Origin of the sequence: Neorhizobium sp. JUb45 (assembly GCF_004343585.1) — a bacterium.
In the GTDB taxonomy this organism is placed as follows: domain Bacteria; phylum Pseudomonadota; class Alphaproteobacteria; order Rhizobiales; family Rhizobiaceae; genus Neorhizobium.
Window position 1 is genome coordinate 76,539 of record NZ_SLYW01000010.1, and the last position, 21,259, is coordinate 97,797.

24 protein-coding genes and 3 pseudogenes are annotated in these 21,259 nt (G+C 60.3%); 16 read left to right on the forward strand and 11 right to left on the reverse strand.

Annotated features, from left to right (window positions below):
• Nucleotides 1-28 precede the first annotated feature (28 nt).
• Nucleotides 29-364 (forward strand): DoxX family protein, encoded by a 336-nt coding sequence (locus tag EDF70_RS25390; RefSeq protein WP_207908326.1) that lies wholly within the window; start codon nt 29-31, stop codon nt 362-364.
• A gap of 45 nt (nt 365-409) precedes the next feature.
• On the opposite strand, the gene EDF70_RS25395 is transcribed toward EDF70_RS25390, so the two are convergent.
• Both EDF70_RS25395 and EDF70_RS25400 read right to left on the reverse strand, forming a co-directional pair.
• Entirely contained in the window at nt 410-805 is a 396-nt protein-coding gene (locus tag EDF70_RS25395; RefSeq protein ID WP_132279766.1) for a DUF2000 domain-containing protein, read from the reverse strand.
• 87 nt (nt 806-892) lie between these two features.
• On the reverse strand, nt 893-1,186 hold the full coding sequence (locus tag EDF70_RS25400; protein WP_165932134.1) for a putative quinol monooxygenase: 294 nt from the start codon (nt 1,184-1,186) through the stop codon (nt 893-895).
• A 148-nt stretch (nt 1,187-1,334) separates the two neighbouring features.
• Between EDF70_RS25400 and EDF70_RS25405 the strand changes: the two genes are divergently transcribed.
• On the forward strand, nt 1,335-1,934 hold the full coding sequence (locus EDF70_RS25405; protein ID WP_132279555.1) for a TetR/AcrR family transcriptional regulator: 600 nt from the start codon (nt 1,335-1,337) through the stop codon (nt 1,932-1,934).
• 13 nt (nt 1,935-1,947) lie between these two features.
• The gene (locus EDF70_RS25410; protein WP_132279769.1) at nt 1,948-2,844 is read left to right on the forward strand and encodes an alpha/beta hydrolase; all 897 of its coding nucleotides are present in this window, start codon (nt 1,948-1,950) and stop codon (nt 2,842-2,844) included.
• Nucleotides 2,845-2,878: 34 nt separating this feature from the next.
• On the opposite strand, the gene EDF70_RS25415 is transcribed toward EDF70_RS25410, so the two are convergent.
• Entirely contained in the window at nt 2,879-3,412 is a 534-nt protein-coding gene (locus EDF70_RS25415) for a MarR family winged helix-turn-helix transcriptional regulator (RefSeq protein ID WP_132279558.1), read from the reverse strand.
• A gap of 84 nt (nt 3,413-3,496) precedes the next feature.
• Between EDF70_RS25415 and EDF70_RS25420 the strand changes: the two are divergent.
• Together EDF70_RS25420 and EDF70_RS30085 are read left to right on the forward strand one after the other, a co-directional pair.
• Nucleotides 3,497-5,078, forward strand: a pseudogene (locus EDF70_RS25420) (aldehyde dehydrogenase (NADP(+))).
• Nucleotides 5,079-5,167: 89 nt separating this feature from the next.
• Entirely contained in the window at nt 5,168-5,338 is a 171-nt protein-coding gene (locus EDF70_RS30085; protein ID WP_165932135.1) for a hypothetical protein, read from the forward strand.
• Nucleotides 5,339-5,412: 74 nt separating this feature from the next.
• Here the strand turns inward: EDF70_RS30085 and EDF70_RS25425 are convergent, their stop codons facing one another.
• Nucleotides 5,413-6,366 carry an alpha/beta hydrolase gene (locus EDF70_RS25425; RefSeq protein ID WP_207908327.1) on the reverse strand — a complete coding sequence of 318 codons (954 nt, stop codon included), beginning with the start codon at nt 6,364-6,366 and terminating at the stop codon, nt 5,413-5,415.
• A 354-nt stretch (nt 6,367-6,720) separates the two neighbouring features.
• Between EDF70_RS25425 and EDF70_RS25430 the strand changes: the two genes are divergently transcribed.
• Together EDF70_RS25430 and EDF70_RS25435 are read left to right on the forward strand one after the other, a co-directional pair.
• Nucleotides 6,721-7,146, forward strand: coding sequence for an organic hydroperoxide resistance protein (locus EDF70_RS25430; RefSeq protein WP_132279564.1), 426 nt, complete (start codon nt 6,721-6,723; stop codon nt 7,144-7,146).
• Nucleotides 7,143-7,619 (forward strand): MarR family transcriptional regulator, encoded by a 477-nt coding sequence (locus EDF70_RS25435; protein ID WP_245519348.1) that lies wholly within the window; start codon nt 7,143-7,145, stop codon nt 7,617-7,619. The genes EDF70_RS25430 and EDF70_RS25435 overlap by 4 nt, the downstream gene beginning before the upstream one ends.
• Nucleotides 7,620-7,800: 181 nt before the next feature.
• On the opposite strand, the gene EDF70_RS25440 is transcribed toward EDF70_RS25435, so the two are convergent.
• The 3 genes and pseudogenes from EDF70_RS25440 to EDF70_RS25450 form a co-directional block, all read right to left on the reverse strand.
• Nucleotides 7,801-8,571, reverse strand: coding sequence for an SDR family NAD(P)-dependent oxidoreductase (locus tag EDF70_RS25440; protein WP_132279570.1), 771 nt, complete (start codon nt 8,569-8,571; stop codon nt 7,801-7,803).
• 41 nt (nt 8,572-8,612) lie between these two features.
• A pseudogene (locus tag EDF70_RS25445) lies at nt 8,613-9,652 on the reverse strand (NADP-dependent oxidoreductase).
• Nucleotides 9,653-9,768: 116 nt separating this feature from the next.
• Entirely contained in the window at nt 9,769-10,968 is a 1,200-nt protein-coding gene (locus EDF70_RS25450) for an MFS transporter (RefSeq protein ID WP_132279573.1), read from the reverse strand.
• 103 nt (nt 10,969-11,071) lie between these two features.
• Here EDF70_RS25450 and EDF70_RS25455 point away from each other — a divergent pair, with 103 nt between their 5' ends.
• Entirely contained in the window at nt 11,072-11,398 is a 327-nt protein-coding gene (locus EDF70_RS25455) for a helix-turn-helix domain-containing protein (protein WP_132279576.1), read from the forward strand.
• Nucleotides 11,399-11,453: 55 nt separating this feature from the next.
• On the opposite strand, the gene EDF70_RS25460 is transcribed toward EDF70_RS25455, so the two are convergent.
• The gene (locus EDF70_RS25460; RefSeq protein ID WP_245519349.1) at nt 11,454-12,491 is read right to left on the reverse strand and encodes an NAD(P)-dependent alcohol dehydrogenase; all 1,038 of its coding nucleotides are present in this window, start codon (nt 12,489-12,491) and stop codon (nt 11,454-11,456) included.
• A gap of 315 nt (nt 12,492-12,806) precedes the next feature.
• On the opposite strand from EDF70_RS25460, the pseudogene EDF70_RS30445 reads away from it, so the two are divergent.
• From EDF70_RS30445 to EDF70_RS25500, 8 genes and pseudogenes are all read left to right on the forward strand, one after another.
• A pseudogene (locus EDF70_RS30445) lies at nt 12,807-12,993 on the forward strand (alkene reductase); the annotation flags it as partial.
• A gap of 139 nt (nt 12,994-13,132) precedes the next feature.
• A complete protein-coding gene (locus EDF70_RS25470; RefSeq protein WP_132279579.1) occupies nt 13,133-13,462 on the forward strand; it encodes an alpha/beta fold hydrolase in 330 nt (109 codons plus the stop codon).
• A gap of 162 nt (nt 13,463-13,624) precedes the next feature.
• On the forward strand, nt 13,625-14,485 hold the full coding sequence (locus EDF70_RS25475; protein WP_132279582.1) for an alpha/beta hydrolase: 861 nt from the start codon (nt 13,625-13,627) through the stop codon (nt 14,483-14,485).
• Nucleotides 14,421-15,005: a DUF1993 domain-containing protein gene (locus tag EDF70_RS25480; RefSeq protein ID WP_245519350.1), complete on the forward strand. Its 585-nt coding sequence runs from the start codon at nt 14,421-14,423 to the stop codon at nt 15,003-15,005. Before EDF70_RS25475 ends, EDF70_RS25480 begins: the two co-directional genes overlap by 65 nt.
• A gap of 107 nt (nt 15,006-15,112) precedes the next feature.
• The gene (locus tag EDF70_RS25485) at nt 15,113-15,718 is read left to right on the forward strand and encodes a TetR/AcrR family transcriptional regulator (RefSeq protein ID WP_132279585.1); all 606 of its coding nucleotides are present in this window, start codon (nt 15,113-15,115) and stop codon (nt 15,716-15,718) included.
• Between the two features lie 90 nt (nt 15,719-15,808).
• A complete protein-coding gene (locus tag EDF70_RS25490) occupies nt 15,809-16,201 on the forward strand; it encodes a PaaI family thioesterase (RefSeq protein ID WP_132279588.1) in 393 nt (130 codons plus the stop codon).
• A 19-nt stretch (nt 16,202-16,220) separates the two neighbouring features.
• A complete protein-coding gene (locus EDF70_RS25495) occupies nt 16,221-16,673 on the forward strand; it encodes a MaoC family dehydratase (RefSeq protein ID WP_132279592.1) in 453 nt (150 codons plus the stop codon).
• A 66-nt stretch (nt 16,674-16,739) separates the two neighbouring features.
• The gene (locus EDF70_RS25500; RefSeq protein WP_132279595.1) at nt 16,740-17,741 is read left to right on the forward strand and encodes an NADP-dependent oxidoreductase; all 1,002 of its coding nucleotides are present in this window, start codon (nt 16,740-16,742) and stop codon (nt 17,739-17,741) included.
• A 16-nt stretch (nt 17,742-17,757) separates the two neighbouring features.
• On the opposite strand, the gene EDF70_RS25505 is transcribed toward EDF70_RS25500, so the two are convergent.
• From EDF70_RS25505 to EDF70_RS25515, 3 genes are read right to left on the reverse strand one after another with little or no spacing between them, the layout of a single operon-like run.
• The gene (locus tag EDF70_RS25505) at nt 17,758-18,054 is read right to left on the reverse strand and encodes a YciI family protein (RefSeq protein ID WP_132279598.1); all 297 of its coding nucleotides are present in this window, start codon (nt 18,052-18,054) and stop codon (nt 17,758-17,760) included.
• 49 nt (nt 18,055-18,103) lie between these two features.
• Nucleotides 18,104-20,623 carry a heavy metal translocating P-type ATPase gene (locus EDF70_RS25510; protein WP_132279601.1) on the reverse strand — a complete coding sequence of 840 codons (2,520 nt, stop codon included), beginning with the start codon at nt 20,621-20,623 and terminating at the stop codon, nt 18,104-18,106.
• A gap of 47 nt (nt 20,624-20,670) precedes the next feature.
• Complete coding sequence (locus tag EDF70_RS25515) at nt 20,671-21,024, reverse strand: helix-turn-helix domain-containing protein (protein ID WP_132279781.1); 354 nt, start codon at nt 21,022-21,024, stop codon at nt 20,671-20,673.
• Between the last annotated feature and the right edge of the window lie 235 nt (nt 21,025-21,259).

The window sequence follows — 21,259 nt, forward strand, 5'->3', positions numbered from 1 at the left end:
CCTCGGTTTCGATTGGAGACGTCTTCCCGTGATCTTCGGTTTTGCGATTTACGACCTGTTATCCTGGTTGCTCGCCGCTTTCTTCCTCGTCGGCGCCCTTGGAAACTGGGCTGCTCCAGGGCATGTGCGAGAGGATTACGTGCGCTGGGGATATCCGGACTGGTTCCACCGCCTGACCGGTGTTCTTGAGCTCATCGTTGCAATTCTGCTGATCGCAGCCTTGTCGAGGGCCTGGGGTATGGCGCTAGGAGCGGCGATCATGGTTGCCGCAATCGCAACGCTGCTACGCCATCACGAATTCCGCCATGCCCTCCTGCCGACTGGCGTGTTGATCGTGATCGCTATCACAGCATTATCCGCCTAGCCGCGGGGGGAGTTCGGGGAAGGGGATTAATGTGCAGGCCGTCTTCTACCGCAGAAGTTTTAGGCCTTTCAGAACCTTGTCAGCGGTCTTTCTGTCCGTGCGAAACGCCATTCCGACGATATCCAGCGCATCTGCCGCCACAGCCTCAACGGCCCCCCGGTTGTCGACATCGTTAAATGTGTCGAATAGATCCCGCGTGAAGATCGAAAACGAGATGCCTCTGCTGCGCGCCCGGTCAGCCGTGCGCAAAATCTCACCGCCATCTGCACCGAAGACGAGGACCGGTTCCTTGAACATCGGCAGATAGCGGTTGTTCGAGCCATCCCGGTAATCTTCACCCACGGCGCCTTCCTGGCTCGCCACACCACTGATCGTGAACGAAGCGACGTTCAGTCTCTGCCAGGGCTCGAGTTCACATCGCAGCACGACTGCGATTTTCATCTGTGTCTCAGTGCTCTCCGCCGGAGTCTGGTCAATATCCGTCATGCGTTCTCTCACAATTTGCTGCATGGAGTTTTCAGGTTCTGATTAGGCCGACGGCTCGAGCCGGTAGATCTCGGGCTCGCGCGAGAGCAGGCGGTCCCATTGTGCAAAGAACTCCTGAACATCCGGCTTCTGGCGATGAATGTCCGAATGGTGCTCTCTTTCCCAGATTTCGTAGAGAACCCATGTCGGTTGACTAGCGACCTTGTGAAAATTGAAAACAATCACGCCATTATCCTTCCGCGTCTCGGTGACATTTTCCTTCACCCGCCGCGCGAACTCTTCGACATGCTCTGGCTTGACATGAAAAGTCACGGATAATGCAAATTGATCCGACATGATCATCCTCCCAAGATAGAAATCGTCCGACAAGCACCCCAAACCGGCGCATTGCTCTTTTCAAGCTTATCAGTTATATTGATGACAAGCATCATGATTGGATCATAGAGATGACCATGGCCATGTCAACGGTTTCGGAGAATTCGAGATGAAAGTCAGCCGGGAGCAAATGGCGGAAAACCGCCTGCGCATTCTGGATTCGGCAAGTCGGCTGTTTCGAGAGCAAGGCTTCGAGGCCGTCACAATCGCAGACGTGATGAAAGATGCCGGTCTGACACATGGCGGTTTTTACGGCCACTTTAGGTCCAAGGACGATCTCATCGCCAGGGCTCTGGAGCGCACGCTGGGCACATCGACGGGCACCAACTTCGACCTTGGGGTCTATATCGACAGCTATCTCTCGCGACAGCATCGGGATAATCCGGGTCGTGGCTGCCCCACAGCTGGTCTCGCCGCGGAAACGCGGCACCAGGCCGCTGACGTGCGGGCCGCCATGACGGAAGGTATCAGTGCTCAAATTGAACGAATGAGCCGGGAACTTGAGGGACTGAGCGACGGCGGCAGCCGTCAGGCGGCGATTGGATGCTGGACATCGATGATCGGTGCCGTCATTCTCTCACGTGCGATCGATGATCCCGAACTCTCGAATGAGGTGCTTGAGCAGACACGTGGCTGGATTAGCACAGCGATCAATCGCATCCCTGATAGTCGGGAGGAAAGTTCTCCGGTCGAGCCCCTCAATTCCTGAGCGAGCTTTTGCAATGACCCTGTTTCCAGGCTTCGATGACAGAAAAATCGTCTTGCAGTCGGGGCTCACCTTGCGCGTACGTAAGGGTGGCGAGGGACCTCCGATCCTTCTGCTGCATGGTTATCCGCAAACATCTGCCTGCTGGCATATCGTTGCTCCGCAACTGGTCGCTGCCGGTTTTACCGTCGTGGCGCCTGATCTTCGCGGATACGGGGGATCCGACAAGCCTGCGTCCGCGCCGGATCATATGACCTATTCCAAGAGGTTGATGGCCGCTGATCAGGTCGAACTGATGCTCATGCTGGGATATGATCGCTTTTTTCTGGTTGGTCATGATCGCGGCGGCAGGGTTGCGCATCGCTTGGCTCTCGACCATCCTGATGCGGTCAAACGGATCGCCGTCCTCGACATCGCGCCGACCGCGACAATGTACGCCAGTACAGACCGTGATTTTGCCACCGGCTATTATCATTGGTTTTTCCTAATCCAGCCCGCGTCGCTTCCGGAAACGCTGATCGCGGCAGACCCGGATTTCTATCTGCGCAGCAAGTTGGCGGCTTGGGGCAAAAGCGGGATGGAGGTCTACTCCGAAGAAGCGCTTGCTGAATATTGCGAGGCCTTTCGCGAGCCTGCCTGCCTTTCCGCCACCTGCGAAGACTACCGTGCAGCGGCGACGATCGATTTGATCCACGACGAAGCCGACAGGGATAAGCGGATTCAGGCGCCGCTGCTCGTTCTCTGGGGCTCGAAGGGGCTTGTCGGAAAGCTCTACGATGTGGTCGGGACATGGCGCGACAAGGCGGTTCAGGTAAGCGGGCAGGGGCTTCCTGTGGGACATTTCCTTCCGGAAGAAGCGCCGGAGCAAACAGCCAAGGTGTTGATCGAATTTTTTGCGATCAGCTCGGACTAATTACAAACGGTCGTGCACACCAGGTTATGCAGAGTTACACGACCGTTTGGGTTTCCCGAAAAGCGCGCTCAAAATCTTCTGATGCGACGAAGCCAAGCAGGCAATGGAGAGCTTGCGCCTTGTCTGCACCCATGATGTTTTCTAGGTCGTCCTGCGCCTTGCTCCAAAGGGCCATCGCTTCAGTCATCATGATCTTGCCATTCCGGGTCAGATAAACACGCCTGGCACGGCCGTCATTCGGATCGGCAACAAGTTCAATCAGGCTACCGCGCTCGAGCGGCTTCAAGCTGTGGCCAAGTGCCGAAAGGTCCATGATCAGACCTTGCGCCAAAACCTTGAGCGTTGGTTTGCCAAGAAAATCGATATGCATGAGAATGTTCAGCTGGGTGGACTTCAGGCCGCTTGACGCGATGCGCCTGTCGTAAAACTGTGTGACGCGTCGTGTCACCTGCCTTAGGCGTCCGTTGTAACACGTTTCCGGATCTGTTGGCCGCGCTGTGTTCATCAGACTGTCGCTCCATGGATTGCCCTTCCTCCAAGATTCACCTACTTTCATGACAATCATCATGATTGATGTCAAACGTTAGATGCCTGCACCAACACAGGTGAACTCACAGGTTTGCTTCGATCACCAACATAGCAGGGAGTTCTCATGCCGAAGCCTTATGCAATCACCGGCGATCTCTTGATCGGCAATCAGTGTTCCTGGCGACGACCGCAGTTTCCGCGCGACCAATCCTGCCACTGGCGAAACGCTCGAACCCGCATTTGCCATCGCCACCAATGACGACGTCGCGCGCGCCTCCACGCTCGCGGCCCAGGCTTTCGACATCTATCGCTCCGCTTCGCTCGAGGTTCGCGCCACTTTTCTTGAAACGATCGCCGCCAACATTTTGGATATCGGCGACGCGCTCATTGAACGTGCCCATGCGGAAAGCGGACTCCCCATGGTGCGTCTCGAAGGCGAGCGTGCCCGGACGGTATGGCAGCTTCGTCTCTTTGCTGAGGTCGTGCGTGACGGCCGGTTCCTTGATCTGCGCGTCGATCCGGCGCTGCCGGACCGCAAACCTCTGCCACGCCCCGATCTGCGGCTGAGCCAGATCCCGCTTGGACCGGTTGCTGTATTCGGCTCCAGCAACTTCCCGCTCGCCTTCTCGGTCGCCGGCGGTGATACGGCCTCGGCGCTAGCCGCCGGTTGCCCGGTGATTGTCAAGGGGCATCTCGCGCATCCCGGCACCGGCGAACTGGTCGGACGCGCCATCCGCGAGGCCGTCGAAACCTCAGGATTGCCGGAGGGAACCTTCTCTCTACTGAATGGCGCCAACGAGACAGGCGCCGCTCTCGTCAACGATCTCCGCATCAAGGCGGTCGGCTTCACCGGATCGCGTGGCGGCGGTCTCGCGCTCGGGGCAATTGCGGCGGCGCGGCCGGAACCAATCCCGGTCTATGCCGAGATGAGCAGCATCAACCCTGTCTATCTGCTGCCTGCGGCGCTCGCTGTTCGGGCAGAAGCGCTAGGTTCCGGTTTCGTCGAATCCTTGACACTTGGCGCCGATCAGTTTTGCACCAATCCCGGCCTGATCTTCGCCATCGATAGTCCCGATCTCGACCGCTTCATCGTAAGTGTCAGCGCAGCACTCGCGCAAAAGGTGCCCGCCCCCATGCTGACATCCGGCGTTCATGCCGCTTTCGACAAGGGCGTGGCCGGATTTGCCGGGCATGACGCCGTCAACGTTCTGGGCAAAGGGCAGCCGGCCGATGGCGTCAATCGCAGCCCGGCGGCGTTCTTCGAAACGGATGTCGAGCATTTTCTGGAGGATGAAAAGCTCTCCGCAGAAGTCTTTGGCTCCAGCAGCCTCCTAGTTCGCTGCCGCGACGTCGCGCAGATGATCGAGGTGACCGAAAAGCTCGAAGGCCAGTTGACGGCGACGCTGCACATCGACCCGAACGATCATGCCGATGCCCGCGCACTCATCCCTGTGCTTGAGCGCAAGGTAGGGCGTATTCTCGCAAACGGCTGGCCGACCGGTGTCGACGTCAGCCACGCCATGGTGCATGGCGGACCCTTCCCGGCGACATCCGATAGCCGCACGACCTCGGTCGGCATCCTTGCCATCCGCCGTTTCCTCAGGCCCGTCTCCTATCAGGATCTCCCCGATGACCTTCTGCCGGCAGAACTCGGAGATGACGGGCTGAGCGCGCTGCCGCACTTACGGGACGGTGTTGCCAGATAAGCCTGGCGGTATCGTTCGAAAAGGGCGGCATGGGCATTAAAGGGAAAACCCATATGGATGAAGAACGGATAGCGTAACTCCACGCGGCAATGCCTGCGCTCGAACCAGGAGAGTTTCACTTTCCCGAAAACTATGGGTCGGACTGGGATGAACTTTTTGTGGGCGAGAAGGTGAAACTCGTCCAGAAGGGACATTTTTCCCATGCCGAGGATAAGGGCAAAAAGGAAGCGGGAGGCCGTGTCTATCTCAAACGCGATTGACTCCGTTCGGTGGTCGCGGCGACGTCAGACCTGCTGCTTCGGTCCGCGGAGCGGTAGAAGCCCCAGATGAGCCTTCACCGTCCGGAATGAGGGTTGTCGAGATGCTGCCTTAACCAGTTTGTCGCAGCGTCAAGCGCAGCCGCCGCAGCCGTTGAAACGCCGGTCAGATTGCCAAAGCCATGAATCATTCCCTGACAGGAATGATGGGTGACATCCACCCCCGCAGAACGCAGGGCCGCAGCCAGTGCGGTGCCCTCATCGCGAAGGATGTCGAATTCGGCAGTCGCGACGAGGGATGGAGGTAAGTCGGCGAAATCCGCAAAACGCAGGGGACTGACGAGCGGATCCTCGGCAATTTCCCGGGTCGGTGCGATCAACGCCTGCAGCATGCTGTTCTGCTCGGCGGTCAGCCCGAATCCCTCACCATTTTCTTCGATGCTGGGATAGGTCGTACCTGTGAAGTCGACGGGGGGATAAAGCAGAAGCTGCGCCTTGATATGCGGTCCACCCTCGTCCCGAGCCCGCAGAGAGGAGGCGAGGGCGAGATGCCCGCCAACACTATCGCCGGCCAACGCCAGGCGCGTGGAGTCGACACCCAGTTCCGTTCCATGATCCGCAGCCCAGCAAAGCGCGGCATAGGCATCATCGATGGCCGCTGCGACCGGATGCTCTGGAAGAAGCCGGTAGTCGATGCTCAAAACAGCCGTCGCCGCGCCCTGCGCCAACTCACAGCAAAGGTGGTCATGCGTCGCAAGCGACCCGGAAATGAACCCTCCGCCGTGGAAGAAGACAGTAAGCGGATGTGGATCACCGTATGTCGGAAGGTACAGTCGGGCATTGATCGGCCCGGCGCTTCCTGTGACCGTCAACTCGCGTGTCGTCGCAACGTTGATGTTACGACGGGGCAGGGTTTTCGCGTTGGCTTCCGCACGGGCACGAATCTCCGGAATGCCGGTTGGCGCCCGCATTTCTGCCTGGCTGGCAAGAAGGGCGTTCAGGTGTGGATCGATAGGCAGGGTCTTCTCCAATCACTTGTGTCTAAACATGCAGCGGCATGATGCCAGCGCCTTTTAATGATAATCATCATCAATATAACGGTCCGGCTCGTCGAGTTCAATTCGATTTCTCTCCATTTGCATTTTTGCGTCTGGTTCTTCGGACAGACGGCATTTAGCGCATGTCGTAGGTGCGATCCGTGCGCTTCTGGTTCGGTCTTATCGATACTTCCCGCCATTCGGCTCGGAAGCCATTCATAATTTTGAGGTTCTAGGAATAGAGCGCTAGGCGCCGGAACGACCTCCTCAGCGCCAAAGCATGCACTTGCATTTTATATTGCTAGCCATATTATGGCCTGCAATGTTTCAAGGTGAAGGAGAGCGACGATGACGACACTTTACTCGACGACCGTGAATGCAGTTGGTGGACGAGGTGGGCATGTAAAAAGCACGGACGGCATCTTGGATGTCGGTCTTGCGCTCCCCGAAGGCCTTGGTGGCAAGGGTGGCGCGACCAATCCAGAACAGCTTTTTGCGGCAGGCTATGCTGCTTGTTTCGGCAACGCTGTCATCCACGTAACCCGGAAGTCGGACCACAAGATCCGGGATAATGATGTTACGGTCGCGGCGACCGTCGGTCTGGTTCCGGGCGCAGGCGGCGGCTTCGCGCTCACAGTCGCTCTTGAGGTTATACTCGCCGTGGTCGATCAGGCGACTGCAGAGGCGATTGTGGCCGACGCACACAAGGTTTGCCCATACTCCAACGCGACCCGCGGCAACATTGACGTGGCGATTTCGGTCAAGACACAATGAAAAAAACCGGGGCGGAGGCAAGCACGATGCAAGAAGACAGTGATCAGCTTCGGCTTGACCGCCAAGTTTGTTTTCCCCTCTACGCGGCCACCAACCTGATCCAGAGGCTCTACCGTCCTTTACTCGAGCCCCTCGCACTTACCTATTCCCAGTATCTCGTCATGCTCGTGCTGTGGGAAGGGGACAATCTTCCTGTCGGCGATATCCGCGCCTGTCTCCATCTAGATATCGGCACGCTCAGTCCGCTTCTCAAGCGGATGGAGCGTGCCGGCTTTATTTCGCGATCTCGTGACACCAGCGATGAACGCCGCGTCCTGATCTCCTTAACTGAGGAGGGTCACGCACTCCGCATAGATGCGGCCAGCATACCGGGCGCCCTTGCCAAGTCCGTTGGGCTGGACATCGAAGGGCTGGAGGTCTTGCGTGATCAGACCAGAGCACTGGTAACGCGGCTCGCGTCTGAGGTTCACTGACGGTCACCCAGCGACGGCTGGGGGGGATAATGGACGTTGTTGTCGACCGCCCGTCAGTAGCCGATGTCATGCGAGCAAGAGACTGCCGACATCCAACATGCGGTTTCCAATTCACGACTGTGTCAACTGATGATAGCTGATCGCCCGGCCTGAAGCCGCCGCCCGTCGATCGCCAGCACAGTCAAAAGCTTTCGCTCCAGGGACGCAGATCCAGTTCCTGTGTCCACGCACTGCGATGCTGGTGGTGGAGGGTCCAGTAGGCTTCTGCGATGGCGTCGATGTTCAGGAGCCCGTCTTCTCCCCGGCTGTCGCGAAGCTCGGGCCGTTTCGACAGAAGGCGCTCACCGTTGATGCCGCCGTCGATCACTACATGGGCGACATGGACGCCCTTTGGACCGAACTCCCGGGCGAGCGATTGCGACAGGTTTCTGAGTGCTCCCTTCGCGGCGCTGAATGCAGCAAACCCCGCATTGCCGCGCAGACTGCCGCTGGCGCCGGTGAATATCAGGCTGGCGCGTTGCCCCTGGTTTCCATCGGCTCCGTTGGAAAGCAGAACCGGCAATGAGGCGCGGGCGAGATTGTAGCCGCCGAGCGCATGTTCGCGCCAATGTGTCTCGAATTCGTCCTCAGCCTGTTCGAGAAACGGCGCCGGGCGATTGCTGCCAGCATTGTGCACGGCGATCTCCAGCGGCGCGAGCGCCTGCGCGGCCTCAACGGCACGACGGACATCCTCGGGCCTGGAGAGATCGACCGCAAGCGGGTGGACGTCGATGCCGTCGGCTTTGAGCTCTGCGGCTGCCGTCAGCAGCTTCTCCTCGTTCCGGCCGGCCATGAGGACCGAATGGCCCTCGCGGCCAAAACGGCGGGTGATCGCCGCGCCGACGCCTTGGATCGATCCGGCCCCTGCAACGAGGACACTGCCCCGGGATGTTTCTGGCTGTCTGTCGGTCATGTCATCCTCCTTTGAATCTGTACGGCCGGCCGGCCGCCGCATCACGCTGGTTCGTTCGCGACCCGGACGATCAGTTTGCCGAAGTTGCGACCTTTGAGGAGGCCGATGAAGGCTTCCGGCGCGTTGTCGAGACCGTCGACAATGTCTTCCCTGTAACGCAGGCTTCCCGATGCGATCCATTGCGCGACGTCGCGGTAGAAGTCGGGGCGCTGATCGATGAACTCGCGCTGGATGAAGCCGCGAAGGGTGAGGCTCTTGCTGAGGATGTCGCGCATCACCGTGGGTAGACGGTCAGGGCCGGGAAATGCTTCGCCCCCGTGATTGTACTGGGCGATCAGACCGCAGAGGGGAATGCGGGCGAAGTCGTTGAGCAGCGGGAACACCGCATCCCAGACATGCCCGCCGACATTCTCGAAATAGACGTCGATGCCATCGGGGCAGGCCACTGCAAGCTGGGCTGCGAAATCCGGCGCCCGATGATAACGACCGCATCGAAGCCGAGCTCGTCGCGTATGAAGGCGCATTTATCAGGTCCGCCGGCAATGCCTACCGCCCGCGCGCCCTTGATCCTTGCGATCTGCCCGACCACGGAACCGACCGCACCGCTGGCGGCCGCGACAACAACCGTTTCTCCGGGCTTTGGCTTGCCGATCGTGAGAAGCCCTGAATAGGCGGTAAAGCCCGGCATTCCAAGAACGCCGAGCGCCGTGCTTACAGGCGCCTGGGATGGATCGAGCTTGCGCAGATCACTGCCGTCGGAAATGGCATAGGACTGCCAGCCGGAATGGGAGAGCACGATGTCTCCTTCGGAGAACTCCGGATGGCGTGACTGGACCACCTTGGCGACGGTCCCACCCTCCATCACCTGGCCGACTTCGACCGGCTTTGCGTAGGATTTCGCCGCGCTCATGCGGCCGCGCATGTAGGGGTCGAGGGAGAGGTAAAGAACCCGCAGCAGCACTTCACCGTCGGCCGGGCCGGTCACAGGCGCAACCTCGATCCCGAAGTTTTCGGACGACGGTTCTCCGTCCGGTCGGGAGGCAAGCAATATCCGGCGGTTGGTGAGATCAGCCTCGGTCATACGGTCATGCTCCTCTGATAGGGGGTAAAGGGCGAAGACGGCCGACGTCTTGCGATGTGGCCGGGCGTGTTTGCATCAGGACGGTCGAGGTGGAGTTCGTTCGGACGGTTCATGCCTTAGCTTCCCGTGCCGAACTTGCGCCACAGCCCGGCGATTGCCGCCATGACGGCGATGATGGTGCCGTAAGCGAGGACCGTAGGCACAAAGCCTAGATGCGGGATAACGAGGCCGGCGAGAACAGCCGGGACACCGAACGCGAGATAGCTGAGCGTAAAGATGGAGGCGAACAGTTCGCCGCGCTCGTCTGGCGGGGTCAGGGGTACGATGGTCCGGAGCGAGGCGTAAAAGCAGGTGCCGAAGCCCGTGCCTGCGAAGGCCAGAGCCAACAGATAGAGGCCGAGAGAGCTGATGGCGACGCCGACAAGCGTCAGCGTGGTGCCAAGCGCGAGCGCCGTCGTGCCGTAAAGCATGATCTGGCGTGGCGTGTAACCACGCGCGAGAAAGCAGGTCAGCGCCCCCATACCGGCCAACAGCGTGACGACGATCGCCTGCATGAAAAAGCTGCTGATGCTGAAGACCACAGCGATGATCGGCGCACCGAGCGAGAGGTAGAGGCCACCGGTCGCCCAGCCCGCGAAAATGGCTGGCGCGCTCTGCCAGAAGGCGGAGCGTGCGGGAGCCGGCACGCCAAGCCGCGGCTTGAGCGCTTCAAGCAATCCTTCATGACGGGGCGAGGTTTCTGGCAGAAGCCACACGGCCGCAGAGAGGATCAGACTGATCACGGTGATTGCAATGAACACGTCAGCCTTGGGATGGTCGGCATGTTCCATGACGAGACCGGATGCCAGGGCGCCGACCGCAAGACCGATGAGTGGAATGGTCGTGTTGCAGACCGCCGCCAGTCCCGGCTTGTCGGGTGGCTCAAGGTCGACGATCGCCGCCGACAGGGTCGAGAGAAGGAAGGCGCAGGAAATGCCTTGCAGCGCGCGCGCGCCGATCAGGGCCGTCGGGGTTGTGGCGAGCTCGAAAGCGAGCGCCGAGACCGCGAGGCCCAGGAAGGCAAGAGAAAGGACAGGGCGGCGGCCGAGATGATCCGAACTCGAACCGCCGGTTAGCAACGTGAAGAGCAGCACGATCGCATAGACCGCGAAGATCGCGGTCATGGTCGCCTCGGAGAAGGCCATCTGCCGTTGCAGGACGGGATAGAAGGGCGAGGGCGCACTGGCGCTCGCCATCATCAGCCCGCTTCCGAGCGAGGCTATGGCGAAGCCTGCGCGGTGGCGAGGCGTGTAGGAGAGGCCGGGTGTCAGCGTCATGGGGCTTTCCAGGGCGAGTCGGCTTGGGCTCCCCTTTTCGGTTCGAGATTATTGGAACCGATTTTTACTATCGTTTGCCGAATGGTTCAACTATATTCGAACCATGGCGAGTTCAGACGCACCGGCACCCCTCGAATTGTTTCATCCGGACAGGGAAGACCTTGTCCTGACCGACGTCCTGTTTGCTTTGAGCGACCCAGCCCGGCTGGAGATCGTGCGGCAGGTGGCGGGCGGCACAATCGAAATGGCCAACTGCCACCTGCAGAACCCGTCGGTGCCGAAGTCGACGAAGTCCCACCACATGAAGGTCCTGCGTGAAGCGGGCGTGCTGCGAAACGAGCCGGTGGGTCGTGGCCGGGTGCTGAGCCTCAGGCACGATGACCTCGAAGCCCGTTTTCCCGGCCTGTTACGCGTCGTACTGGAAAGCTGAGCCTCCCTCAGTGCGGAGAACGGGCAGAAATTGTCGCTCTGCCGCGCCCGAATTTCTACGGGATTAGTACGGCCCGGCCGTGAATCTTACCTTCGCGCAGACGTTCATAGACATTGACCGCCTGCTCCAAAGGAAAGGTCTCGACCTGGGCAGCAATCTTGCCGGTCTGCGCCAACGCGATCACTTCCATCAGTTCCGTGCGTGAGCCCCAGTAAGGAACGCTCACCTGCGTCCCGTAAGGCGGGTTGTTTGCTGCGTAGTGCAATACGCCGCCGGCGAGACCGACCACCGCGATCCGGCTGTTTCTGCCGACGACACTTGCGGAAAGGTCGATGGTTGGCTGTGCGCCGACGAAGTCCAGCGCCACCGTCACGCCGCGTGGACCTGTGATGTCGCGGATTTCCTCGGCTGCTGTTTTCTCGCCCGTATTGACCGTATAGGTCGCGCCGAGTTCGCGTGCGTGCTCAAGTCGCGCGGCATCGATATCACCCGCAATGACTCTCGCGGGGGTGAGTGCGCGCAGGATTTGTAGCGCCATGTGGCCGAGCCCGCCGATGCCAAGAACCAGCACGGTGGCATCGGGCGTCATCAAGGGCAGTGCCGCCTTGATTGCATGATAGGGCGTCAGGGCGGCGTCACTGAGCGGGGCGGTCTTTGCCGGATCGAGATCGCCGAGCGGCACCAAAAGGCGCGCCGAGGGAACGATCATGTATCCCGCCATGCCACCATCGGAACCCAGACCGCCGCCCATGCTGGGAATGCTGGCATGGCGTTCGCAGTAATTCTCCGCGGACGTGCTGCAACTGTGGCAAGTGCCGCATCCCCAGGGGCCGTAGACCGCAACGGGATCGCCTTCCTTCCAGCCGCTGACACCTTCGCCCAGGGCCGCGATCCAGCCGGCGTTTTCGTGTCCCAGCGTAAATTGACCGGGCCGACCAATGCCGTGATCGAGAACATGAAGGTCCGAATGGCAAACGCCTGCGCCGGCGACGCGGATCAACACCTCGCCCGGTCCAGGGGCAGGCACGGGTAGGTCAACGATTTCTGGTGGTCTGCCAGCTTCGATAAACTGGACGGCTTTCATGGTTTTCATCCGCTTCGCCTTCTCTTCGTGGGACGGTGCTGTTTCACCCGCCAACACGATGAAATCTAACCACAGTGACGCAGAGCCGATGGGTGCGGCGATCTGGTGGTCTCATGCCGGCGGTCTTTGGGGCGCTCAGGGACACTCTATCAGCCTCGGATTTCCAGGCAAGTATTCATGATGGGAAACATATTTATGTTTTATGAGCCCCCCCCCCCGGCCTTCCCTTTGACATTTTTGATTGCAGTCATCATATTTAATTATATTCCTCGTAATCTAAGAGCGCGCACGAGGGAAGACAGTTGCATTCATGACCAACAGAACAAAGGCGCTACCGGCGGTCACCGCGATGTTGCACTGTTCGATTACGCCGCGCTGCGTAGCAGGTTCAAAACACTGACATCGCCAACAACGGCTACAACCTCAATCGAACAGACCAGCATTGGCTGCCGGCGAGGCTGACCTCGTCGCCTTTGGCCGGCCGTTCATCGCCAATCCGGATCTGGTCGAGCCGACGCTTGCGGCTGAGATGGGCACAGGCAAGGGAGGAGGTCTCGCTGCCGTCCCCGATCAAACACCCATAGAAAATGTGAGGACGAGATGACCGATACCCATATCACTGCACCCACCAGTAAGTCGAAGCCGATGGCGTGCGTTACGGCTACCGGCGCTTTGGCGCCGAGACGGGCACGCCGCTGCTGTTCTTCCAGCACTTCCGTGGCGGCCTGGGCAACTGGGACTTGCTGGTGACCGATGGTCTTGCCAAAGGCCGTCAGGTGATACTGTTCAACTATGTGGGCGTGGCGAACTCGTCTGGCGAGAATGCAACGACGGTCGACGGTATGGCAGATAGCGGCGCTGTCTTTCTCAAGGCCCTTGGCCTGTCGCAGGTCGATGTGCTGGGCTTCTCCATCGAGCACGATCGATGGGCAGAACGTTCTCATTGGCCGGCGACGGGTGCCAGTTTCGTCGCTGAATAGCGTGAAAAGAGTTTGGGGCAGAGATCGGTATCAGCAGATACTTCAAGCTTCTTTTTAAATTACAATCATCATCAATATTGAAAGCTTGCTCCAGCTCACTTAGATTATGAACTGACGCAAAAAGGGCGAGGCTAACACCGTGCCGGCGACAGGAGTAATGATATGGTTCATCCACACACCGAAGCTGGCGAAATTCGCTTCGTCAACGCACCGACTCGGACAATCCGGGTCGGCGGTACTGACTTCGCTTACAGGGATCTTGGGACTGGCGACGTGCCGCCGCTCGTGATGCTGAACCACTGGGGCGCCAACCTCGACAATTTCGATCCGTGCATTGTCGATGGCCTTGCCGCCGGTCGACGTGTGATCGCGCTTGACTATCGCGGCGTCGGCCGGTCGGGCGGCGAGGCGCCTTTGACGGTGAGCGAGACGGCGAGTGACGTTACTGACGTCGTGCGGGCGCTCAATCTCGGCAGCATCGATCTGCTCGGCTTCTCCTTTGGCGGGTTTGTCGCGCAGGAAGTCGTGCTGCGGGAGCCGGACTTGATCCGCAAAGTGATCCTGACCGGCACAGGACCCGCGGGCAGTTTCGGCATATCGAAGGTCGGTTCAGTGTCATGGCCGCTGATCATCAAGGGGCTGCTGACCTTCACCGACCCGAAAACCTATCTGTTCTTCACCTCGACTGCCAATGGCCGCCAGGCTGCCAGAGCGTTTCTGTCACGGCTGAAGGAACGGACGCAGGATCGTGACAAGCCGGTCACGCCGAAAGTGTTTCTGCGCCAGTTGAAGGCGATCAAGGCCTGGGGTTTACAGGCTCCGCAGGACCTCGGCCAGATCAGCAAGCCGGTTCTCGTCTCCAACGGCGATCACGACATCATGGTGCCGACCCAAAACAGCCATGACCTGACGCGGCGCATCCCCGGTGCACAACTGCATATCTACAAGGATGCAGGTCATGGCGGCATCTTCCAGTATCACGCGGAGTTCGTACCAACTGCCCGCAGTTTCCTCGATGGTTGAGGCGCATCCCATGACGCTCAAGTTATACGACGCAACGATACCCGTGTTCATCCAGTCCCTTGGCAATCTTGAGGTGTGGATGAAAAAGGCGTTGAGCGAGGGAATTTCCGAAACCGCCATTTTTGAAGCAAGGCTGGCGCCCGACATGCTGCCGTTTCCGGGGCAGATTCAGCGTGCCTCCGACACCGCAAAGAACGCCGTAGCGCGACTGGCAGGGATCGCCGCGCCTTCGATGCCGGACACCGAGCAAAGCGTCGCCGAACTCAAAGCCCGATGCCAGCGCACGATCAATTATCTGCGGTCGATCGACCGTTTGGATTTCGATGGTGCAGAAAACCGCTCGATCTTGTTCCCTTATCCGAAGCTCGGCACATTGCAGTTCGATGGCGTAGCCTATGTGACCGGATATGCGCTGCCGAACTTCTTCTTCCACGTCACGACGGCCTATGCGCTGCTGCGCGCCAACGGTGCTGCGCTCGGCAAGGCCGACTTTCTGCGCCACCTCGCAGCATCACAATAGGCGCTGGCTGCTTACCCCAGAGGCAACCTCTAATCGCCGCGGCAGGGACTTGAGTAAGATGTTACTCATCATATGTAAGAAGTGATCGAACGTCAGAGGAAAAGGCCATGAAAGTCAGTCGCGAGAAGGCCGAAGAAAACCGCCAGAACGTCATCGAAACCTCCAGCCGGCTATTCCGGGAAAGAGGGTTTGATGGTGTGGGCGTCAGCACGCTGATGCAGGCCGCCGGTTTGACGCATGGTGGCTTCTACAAGCAGTTCCAGTCCAAGGACGATCTGATCGCGCAGGCGACGCAGGTTGCTCTCAATCAGACCCGCGACCGGATTGCTTCTGCTGTCGAGAAAGACAGTCACAACGCCTTCGACACGGTCGTGCGATACTATCTATCCGACTGGCACCGCAGCGCTGTAGGCGACGGTTGTGCGCTTGCGGCGCTTGGACCCGACGTCGCGCGTCAGGGCCCTGAGGTGCGAAACGTCATGCAGAAGGGGGTGGAGGAGTATTTGCAGCAACTGGAGGCCAGCGTCAAAGGTGAAAGCGACGATGACAGGCGAGAGCAGGCCATCGCCACGCTTTCAACCCTCGTCGGCGCGCTGATGCTGTCCAGAGCAGTCGAGGATAGAGGTCTGTCGGACGAAATCCTTGCCGCTGCAACGCGCAATGTGCTCTCGCACGCCGCAGACAAAAAGCCGAAGCGTGAGCCGCTGCAATGACTGTCGCTCCCGCGCTTCTCGACGCCAGCGAGATCGCTCGTCTTTCCGGTCTCGACTATGTAAAGGCGCTGGCCGAGGGGCGCGCCGCCGATGAATGACGTGATCCCGTTTGAGCTGGTGAGTGTCAATGAAGGCGAGGTGAAGCTCGCAGCTGTGCCTGAAACGCGTTTCCACAATCCGATGGGCATCGTCCACGGCGGGTGGCTGATGACCTTGCTTGACAGTGCGATGGGCCTCGCGGCGCTGACAATGCTCGATCCCGGCGGTCTCGCGCCGACCCATGAAACCGCCGTCAAGTTCTTCCGCCCGATAACGGTGGGCAGCGGACCAATCTTGGTGACAGGCCGGGTTCTTTCGCGGGGCCGCACCACGATCGCCTGCGAGGGCAGGGCGGAGAGCGCGGAAGCCAAATTGCACGGGCACGGAACCTCGACCTGCATGGCCGTATATCCGAAACCCGGCGGAACCCGCACGGCTGAATGATGAGGAGGGAATCGGAAACATGACGAAGCTTTATCTGGAAGACCTGTCAGAAAGTCAGCGCTTTATCAGCGGGCGGCATAGGGTCGATGAAGCAGAGATCCATCGTTTCGCCAGGGAATACGATCCGCAGCCGTTTCACCTCGATGGGGAGGCGGCCAAGAGCACGCTGTTCGCCGGACTTGCCGCGAGCGGCTGGCACACGGCGGCGATCACCATGCGGCTGACCGTCGATAGCGGCTTTTCGCTGGCTGGCGGGATCATCGGCGCGGGCTTTGACGAATTGAACTGGCCACGCCCGGTTCGGCCGGGCGACGAACTGCATCTGGTGATCGAGGTGCTGGAGGTGCGTCCCTCGCGCTCGAAGACTGATCGCGGAATGGTCAAGGTGCGCACGACCACGCTTAACCAGAATGACGAACCGGTGCAGGTCTCCGTCGGCAATCTGGTCGTGCAACGCCGACCGACGAACTGACAACGAGAACAATTGAATCGCTGACGGACTTGCGCAAGGCGCTCGGGCGGCAAAACGGAGAAGAAAATGAAAGCCTATGTGGTGGAGAAATACAAAAAGGGTGAGCCGCTTGTCGAGCATGTCCTGCCGGCGCCGGCGCCCGGCCCGTCAGACGTTGTGGTTCGGATTGAAGCGGCCGGTCTCAACCTGCTGGACATCAAGATCCGCAATGGCGAGTTCAAACCGATCTTGGCCTACAAGCCGCCGTTCATCCTCGGTCACGATCTGGCCGGCACGGTGACATCTGTCGGATCGCAGGTGCGGCGTTTCAAGGTCGGCGACGCCGTCTATGCCCGCCCGCGTGACGGGCGCATCGGCGCTTTTGCCGAAGCCATCGCTATCCATGAAGACGATGTAGCGCTGAAACCCGCCAATCTTTCTGTCACGGAAGCTGCGGGCGTGCCGCTCGTCGCGCTGACCGCTTGGCAGGCACTGGTCGAGGTTGGCCAGGTCAAACCGGGCCAGAAAGTGTTCATCCAGGCGGGATCGGGGGGTGTCGGAACGATCGCCATTCAGCTCGCCAAGCATCTCGGCGCGACGGTTGCCACCACCTGCGGCGCCAGCAGCATCGATCTTGTGAAGGGTCTCGGCGCGGACGTCGCCATCGACTACCGGACGCAGGATATCGAAAAGGAGCTGTCGGGTTACGATCTCGTGCTGCACAGCCAGGACGACGCAACGCTGCAGAAATCGCTGCGGGTCCTAAAACCCGGTGGGCATTTGATCTCGATATCGGGACCACCGACACCGACCTTTGCCAAGGCGCAAGGCTTGAACTTCGTCCTACGCCTGGTGCTCGGCCTGATCAGCCGCAAGGCGCGGAAGGCTGCGGCGCGGCTTGGCGTGAACTACAGCTTCCTGTTCATGCGCGCCGATGGTGGGCAACTGGCCGAAATCGCAAAACTCATCGAAGAGGGTACGATCAAGCCGGTTCTCGACCGCACCTTCCCCTTCCGCGACCTCAACAAGGCGCTCAGCCTCGTCGAGAGCGGCCGCGCCAAGGGCAAGGTCGTGGTTGAGCTGGGTTGAGGGCGGCGTTCGCCCCTCAGTTTCGGCTTTTGATGTGCAGCATCGGATAGTGTTCGTAGTGACCGATGCCCTGGGCGACGATGGGATCGCGGGCTGTTATCTCCGCGATATCGTGATCGTCTCCGATACTGAACAGGGACACGCCGTAAGTACCGCTCGGATCGATGACGGGTCCATGTGCAATGATCGTGCCTTCGCCAAGCAGGTCATTCAGGAAATCACTGTGGCGACCCATCCAGACCTTCTCTTCGTCGGTAAGGGTCGCCAGAAAATCGGCCCGTGGCGGGATGTATTTACACAGAAAATGTTTCACTCTGATCTCCTTGTCTGATGGCGTTGTGGCGGTCTCGCCAGTGGCTTGCTCATTCAAAGCTCTTCGCCCGTAGCCGCAACGCATTGCCGATGACGCTGACGGAAGACAGCGCCATGGCGGCGGCTGCGATGATTGGCGACAGAAGCCAGCCAGTGACGGGGTAAAGCAGGCCCGCCGCGACCGGAATTCCGGCAGCGTTGTAGATGAATGCGAAGACCAGATTCTGGCGGATGTTCCGCATCGTCGCCTGCGATAGACGCTGCGCCTTGACGATGCCGGTCAGATCGCCCTTGAGCAGCGTTACGCCTGCGCTTTCGATGGCCACATCGGTGCCCGAGCCCATGGCAATACCAACATCGGCGGCTGCAAGGGCAGGCGCGTCATTGACGCCATCGCCCGCCATGGCAACCACCTTGCCCTCTGCCTTCAGCCGTTCCACCACGGACGCCTTCTGATCCGGCAGGACGTCGGCCTCGACCTCGTCGATGCCAAGCGTACGTGCGACGGCCTTCGCCGTAGTGCGGTTGTCGCCGGTCAGCATGACGATACGGATGCCTTCGGCGTGAAGCGCCTCGAGCGCAACACGCGTGGTTGCTTTGACCGGATCGGCGATTGCGAAGATGCCGAGCGCCCGTCCGTCCGCGCCGATATAGATTGCGGTCGCCCCGTCATGGCGCAGCGCATCGGCCTGTGTCGAGAGTGGCGCTGCGTCGATGCCATTCTCAGCCAGGAACGCGGCATTGCCGAGGGTTATTCGGCGACCTTCGATCGTGCCGAGCGCGCCCTTTCCGGTCGGGCTATCGAAATCCGCAACCTGTGGGATTGCGATACCACGCGCATTCGCTGCCGCAACGATGGCGAGCGCCAATGGATGCTCGGAAACCGCTTCGACGCCTGCCGCGATCCGCAGGATCTCATCCTCGGACTGCCCGTCGGCGGCGACGATCCGCGTGACGGCCGGCTTGCCTTCCGTCAGGGTGCCGGTCTTGTCGACGACGAGCGTGTCGACCTTTTCCATACATTCGAGTGCTTCGGCATTCTTGATCAGCACGCCGAGACCCGCGCCCTTGCCGACGCCGACCATGATCGACATCGGGGTCGCTAGCCCGAGCGCGCAGGGGCAGGCAATGATCAGCACCGATACGGCGGCGACCAGTCCATGGGCGAGACGCGGTTCCGGTCCCCAGATCCCCCAGGCAACAAATGCCAGCACTGCGATGGCGATCACGACGGGCACGAACCAGCCCGCCACCTGATCGGCCATGCGCTGGATTGGCGCACGCGAGCGCTGTGCATCCGCCACCATCTGCACGATGCGGGCAAGCATGGTGTCGCGGCCGACCTTCTCGGCGCGGATGACCAGCGCGCCGGTCTGGTTCAGCGTGCCGCCGACGACCTTGTCGCCGGTGGCGCGGGTGACCGGCATGGATTCGCCGGTGATCATCGATTCATCGAGCGATGAGCGCCCATCCTCGACCAGGCCGTCGACGGGAACCGTCTCGCCGGGCCGGACCCGCAACCTGTCGCCGAGAACGACGGCGTCGACCGGCACGTCCTCTTCCGAACCGTCCGCGCCAATCCTGCGCGCCGTCTTGGGGGCCAGATCGAGGAGCGCCCGGATTGCGCCGGAGGTTTGTTCACGGGCGCGCAGTTCCAGCACCTGACCGAGCAGAACCAGCACGGTGATCACGGTTGCCGCTTCAAAATAGACCGCGACTGTGCCGTCCGCAGCACGGAAAGCCGCAGGGAAAACGCCAGGAACCAGTGTCGCAACAATGCTGTAGGCCCATGCCACGCCGGTGCCCATGGCAATCAGCGTGAACATGTTCAGGCTGCGATGGACCAGCGAGGCCCAGGCACGCTCGTAGAATGGCAATCCAGCCCAAAGCACCACGGGTGTCGCGAGCAGCAGTTGCACCCAGATCGATATGCGGGTCGGGATCAGATGATGCAGGGCGGGGATCAGATGCGATCCCATTTCCAGCATGAACACGGGTAGCGCCAGCACGAGGCCGACCCAGAACCGGCGGGTCATGTCCTTCAGTTCAGGGCTTGGACCGGTATCGGCGCTCGCCACGAGTGGCTCGAGCGCCATGCCGCAGATCGGGCAGCTACCCGGACCCTCACGGCGGATCTCCGGGTGCATCGGGCAGGTCCAGATCGTGCCCTCGGGAACAGGGCCGGAGACTACGGGCGAGGTGTGACGATGAGTGACGTGTCCATGCCCGTGATCAAGGCCGTGGCTGTGATGGTGGTGTTCGGCGTGATGTTCTTGATGGGCATAGCCGGCGGTCTGCATCGGCGCCTGATGGTGACCATCGGGCGCGCCTTGATGCGTCTGGGGCGAGGTATCGTCCACGACGTACTGAGCTGGACCGGCCTCGAACTTCGCCTTGCATCGGGCCGAGCAGAAATAGAAAACATCGCCGCCGTAGCGTAGGGTGTTGCTTGCTGTGGCCGGATCGACGGCCATGCCACAGACCGGGTCGTTCACAAGGCGCTTGGCGCGGGTTTGCGCGCCTGCATTGTTGTGGTTCGCGCCGGTATCGTGACGCTGGTCGTTTGGCATTTTCCCATCCCTTTCAGTCCTGCCGGCGGTCCACAGGTGCCCCTGGCTCAATCTTCACCCTGCGGCATCGTCCCATGTAATTCCCAGTGTTTTGCGATAACCGGCAGGCTGGTTTCAATCCAGTCTGCCAGCGCGCGAACTTGTGATGCCGCCTCGTTTCCCAACTCCGTCAGCGTATATTCCACGTGCGGCGGCACGATCTGGTAGGCCTTACGCTCAACCAGGCCGTCGCGTTCGAGCCCCTGCAATGTCTGCGACAGCATTCGCTCACTGATGCCGCCAACGGTACGACGCAGATCGCTGAACCGACGCGTCCCAGGTTGAAGTGCGATCAGCACGAGGATCGCCCAACGGTTGGTCATCCGCTTCAGCACGAGACGCGAAGGACAGGCTTCAGCCATCAGGTTGCCGCGACGGGTTTTCCAGTCTTTGCGGGCCACTTTCACCTCAAGATCCAACGAGGAGTGTCGCGCCAGTGCGACACTTTGACAAAGCTAATTGAAGCGATGGTACTAACGAAAGATAAGTATCAATATTAGATGACATAAGGATGCAATTCAAACAAGGAGTGTCATCACACCGGACGGCGTTTTGGCGCTTCGACGGGCTTGCCGGAGCCGGCGCCACACATGACCC

Bases quoted from the DNA above. Each gene is read 5' to 3' on its own strand.
- EDF70_RS25430 (WP_132279564.1), top strand. From the start codon at position 6,721: ATGACGACACTTTACTCGACGACCGTGAATGCAGTTGGTGGACGAGGT.
- EDF70_RS30085 (WP_165932135.1), top strand. From the start codon at position 5,168: ATGCCTGCGCTCGAACCAGGAGAGTTTCACTTTCCCGAAAACTATGGG.
- EDF70_RS25515 (WP_132279781.1), bottom strand. From the start codon at position 21,024: ATGGCTGAAGCCTGTCCTTCGCGTCTCGTGCTGAAGCGGATGACCAAC.
- EDF70_RS25480 (WP_245519350.1), top strand. From the start codon at position 14,421: ATGGCGGCATCTTCCAGTATCACGCGGAGTTCGTACCAACTGCCCGCA.
- EDF70_RS25410 (WP_132279769.1), top strand. From the start codon at position 1,948: ATGACCCTGTTTCCAGGCTTCGATGACAGAAAAATCGTCTTGCAGTCG.
- EDF70_RS25475 (WP_132279582.1), top strand. From the start codon at position 13,625: ATGGTTCATCCACACACCGAAGCTGGCGAAATTCGCTTCGTCAACGCA.
- EDF70_RS25435 (WP_245519348.1), top strand. From the start codon at position 7,143: ATGAAAAAAACCGGGGCGGAGGCAAGCACGATGCAAGAAGACAGTGAT.
- EDF70_RS25485 (WP_132279585.1), top strand. From the start codon at position 15,113: ATGAAAGTCAGTCGCGAGAAGGCCGAAGAAAACCGCCAGAACGTCATC.
- EDF70_RS25400 (WP_165932134.1), bottom strand. From the start codon at position 1,186: ATGTCGGATCAATTTGCATTATCCGTGACTTTTCATGTCAAGCCAGAG.
- EDF70_RS25455 (WP_132279576.1), top strand. From the start codon at position 11,072: ATGGCGAGTTCAGACGCACCGGCACCCCTCGAATTGTTTCATCCGGAC.
- EDF70_RS25460 (WP_245519349.1), bottom strand. From the start codon at position 12,491: ATGAAAACCATGAAAGCCGTCCAGTTTATCGAAGCTGGCAGACCACCA.
- EDF70_RS25450 (WP_132279573.1), bottom strand. From the start codon at position 10,968: ATGACGCTGACACCCGGCCTCTCCTACACGCCTCGCCACCGCGCAGGC.
- EDF70_RS25395 (WP_132279766.1), bottom strand. From the start codon at position 805: ATGAAAATCGCAGTCGTGCTGCGATGTGAACTCGAGCCCTGGCAGAGA.
- EDF70_RS25495 (WP_132279592.1), top strand. From the start codon at position 16,221: ATGACGAAGCTTTATCTGGAAGACCTGTCAGAAAGTCAGCGCTTTATC.
- EDF70_RS25490 (WP_132279588.1), top strand. From the start codon at position 15,809: ATGAATGACGTGATCCCGTTTGAGCTGGTGAGTGTCAATGAAGGCGAG.
- EDF70_RS25440 (WP_132279570.1), bottom strand. From the start codon at position 8,571: ATGACCGACAGACAGCCAGAAACATCCCGGGGCAGTGTCCTCGTTGCA.
- EDF70_RS25405 (WP_132279555.1), top strand. From the start codon at position 1,335: ATGAAAGTCAGCCGGGAGCAAATGGCGGAAAACCGCCTGCGCATTCTG.
- EDF70_RS25510 (WP_132279601.1), bottom strand. From the start codon at position 20,623: ATGCCAAACGACCAGCGTCACGATACCGGCGCGAACCACAACAATGCA.
- EDF70_RS25415 (WP_132279558.1), bottom strand. From the start codon at position 3,412: ATGATGATTGTCATGAAAGTAGGTGAATCTTGGAGGAAGGGCAATCCA.
- EDF70_RS25500 (WP_132279595.1), top strand. From the start codon at position 16,740: ATGAAAGCCTATGTGGTGGAGAAATACAAAAAGGGTGAGCCGCTTGTC.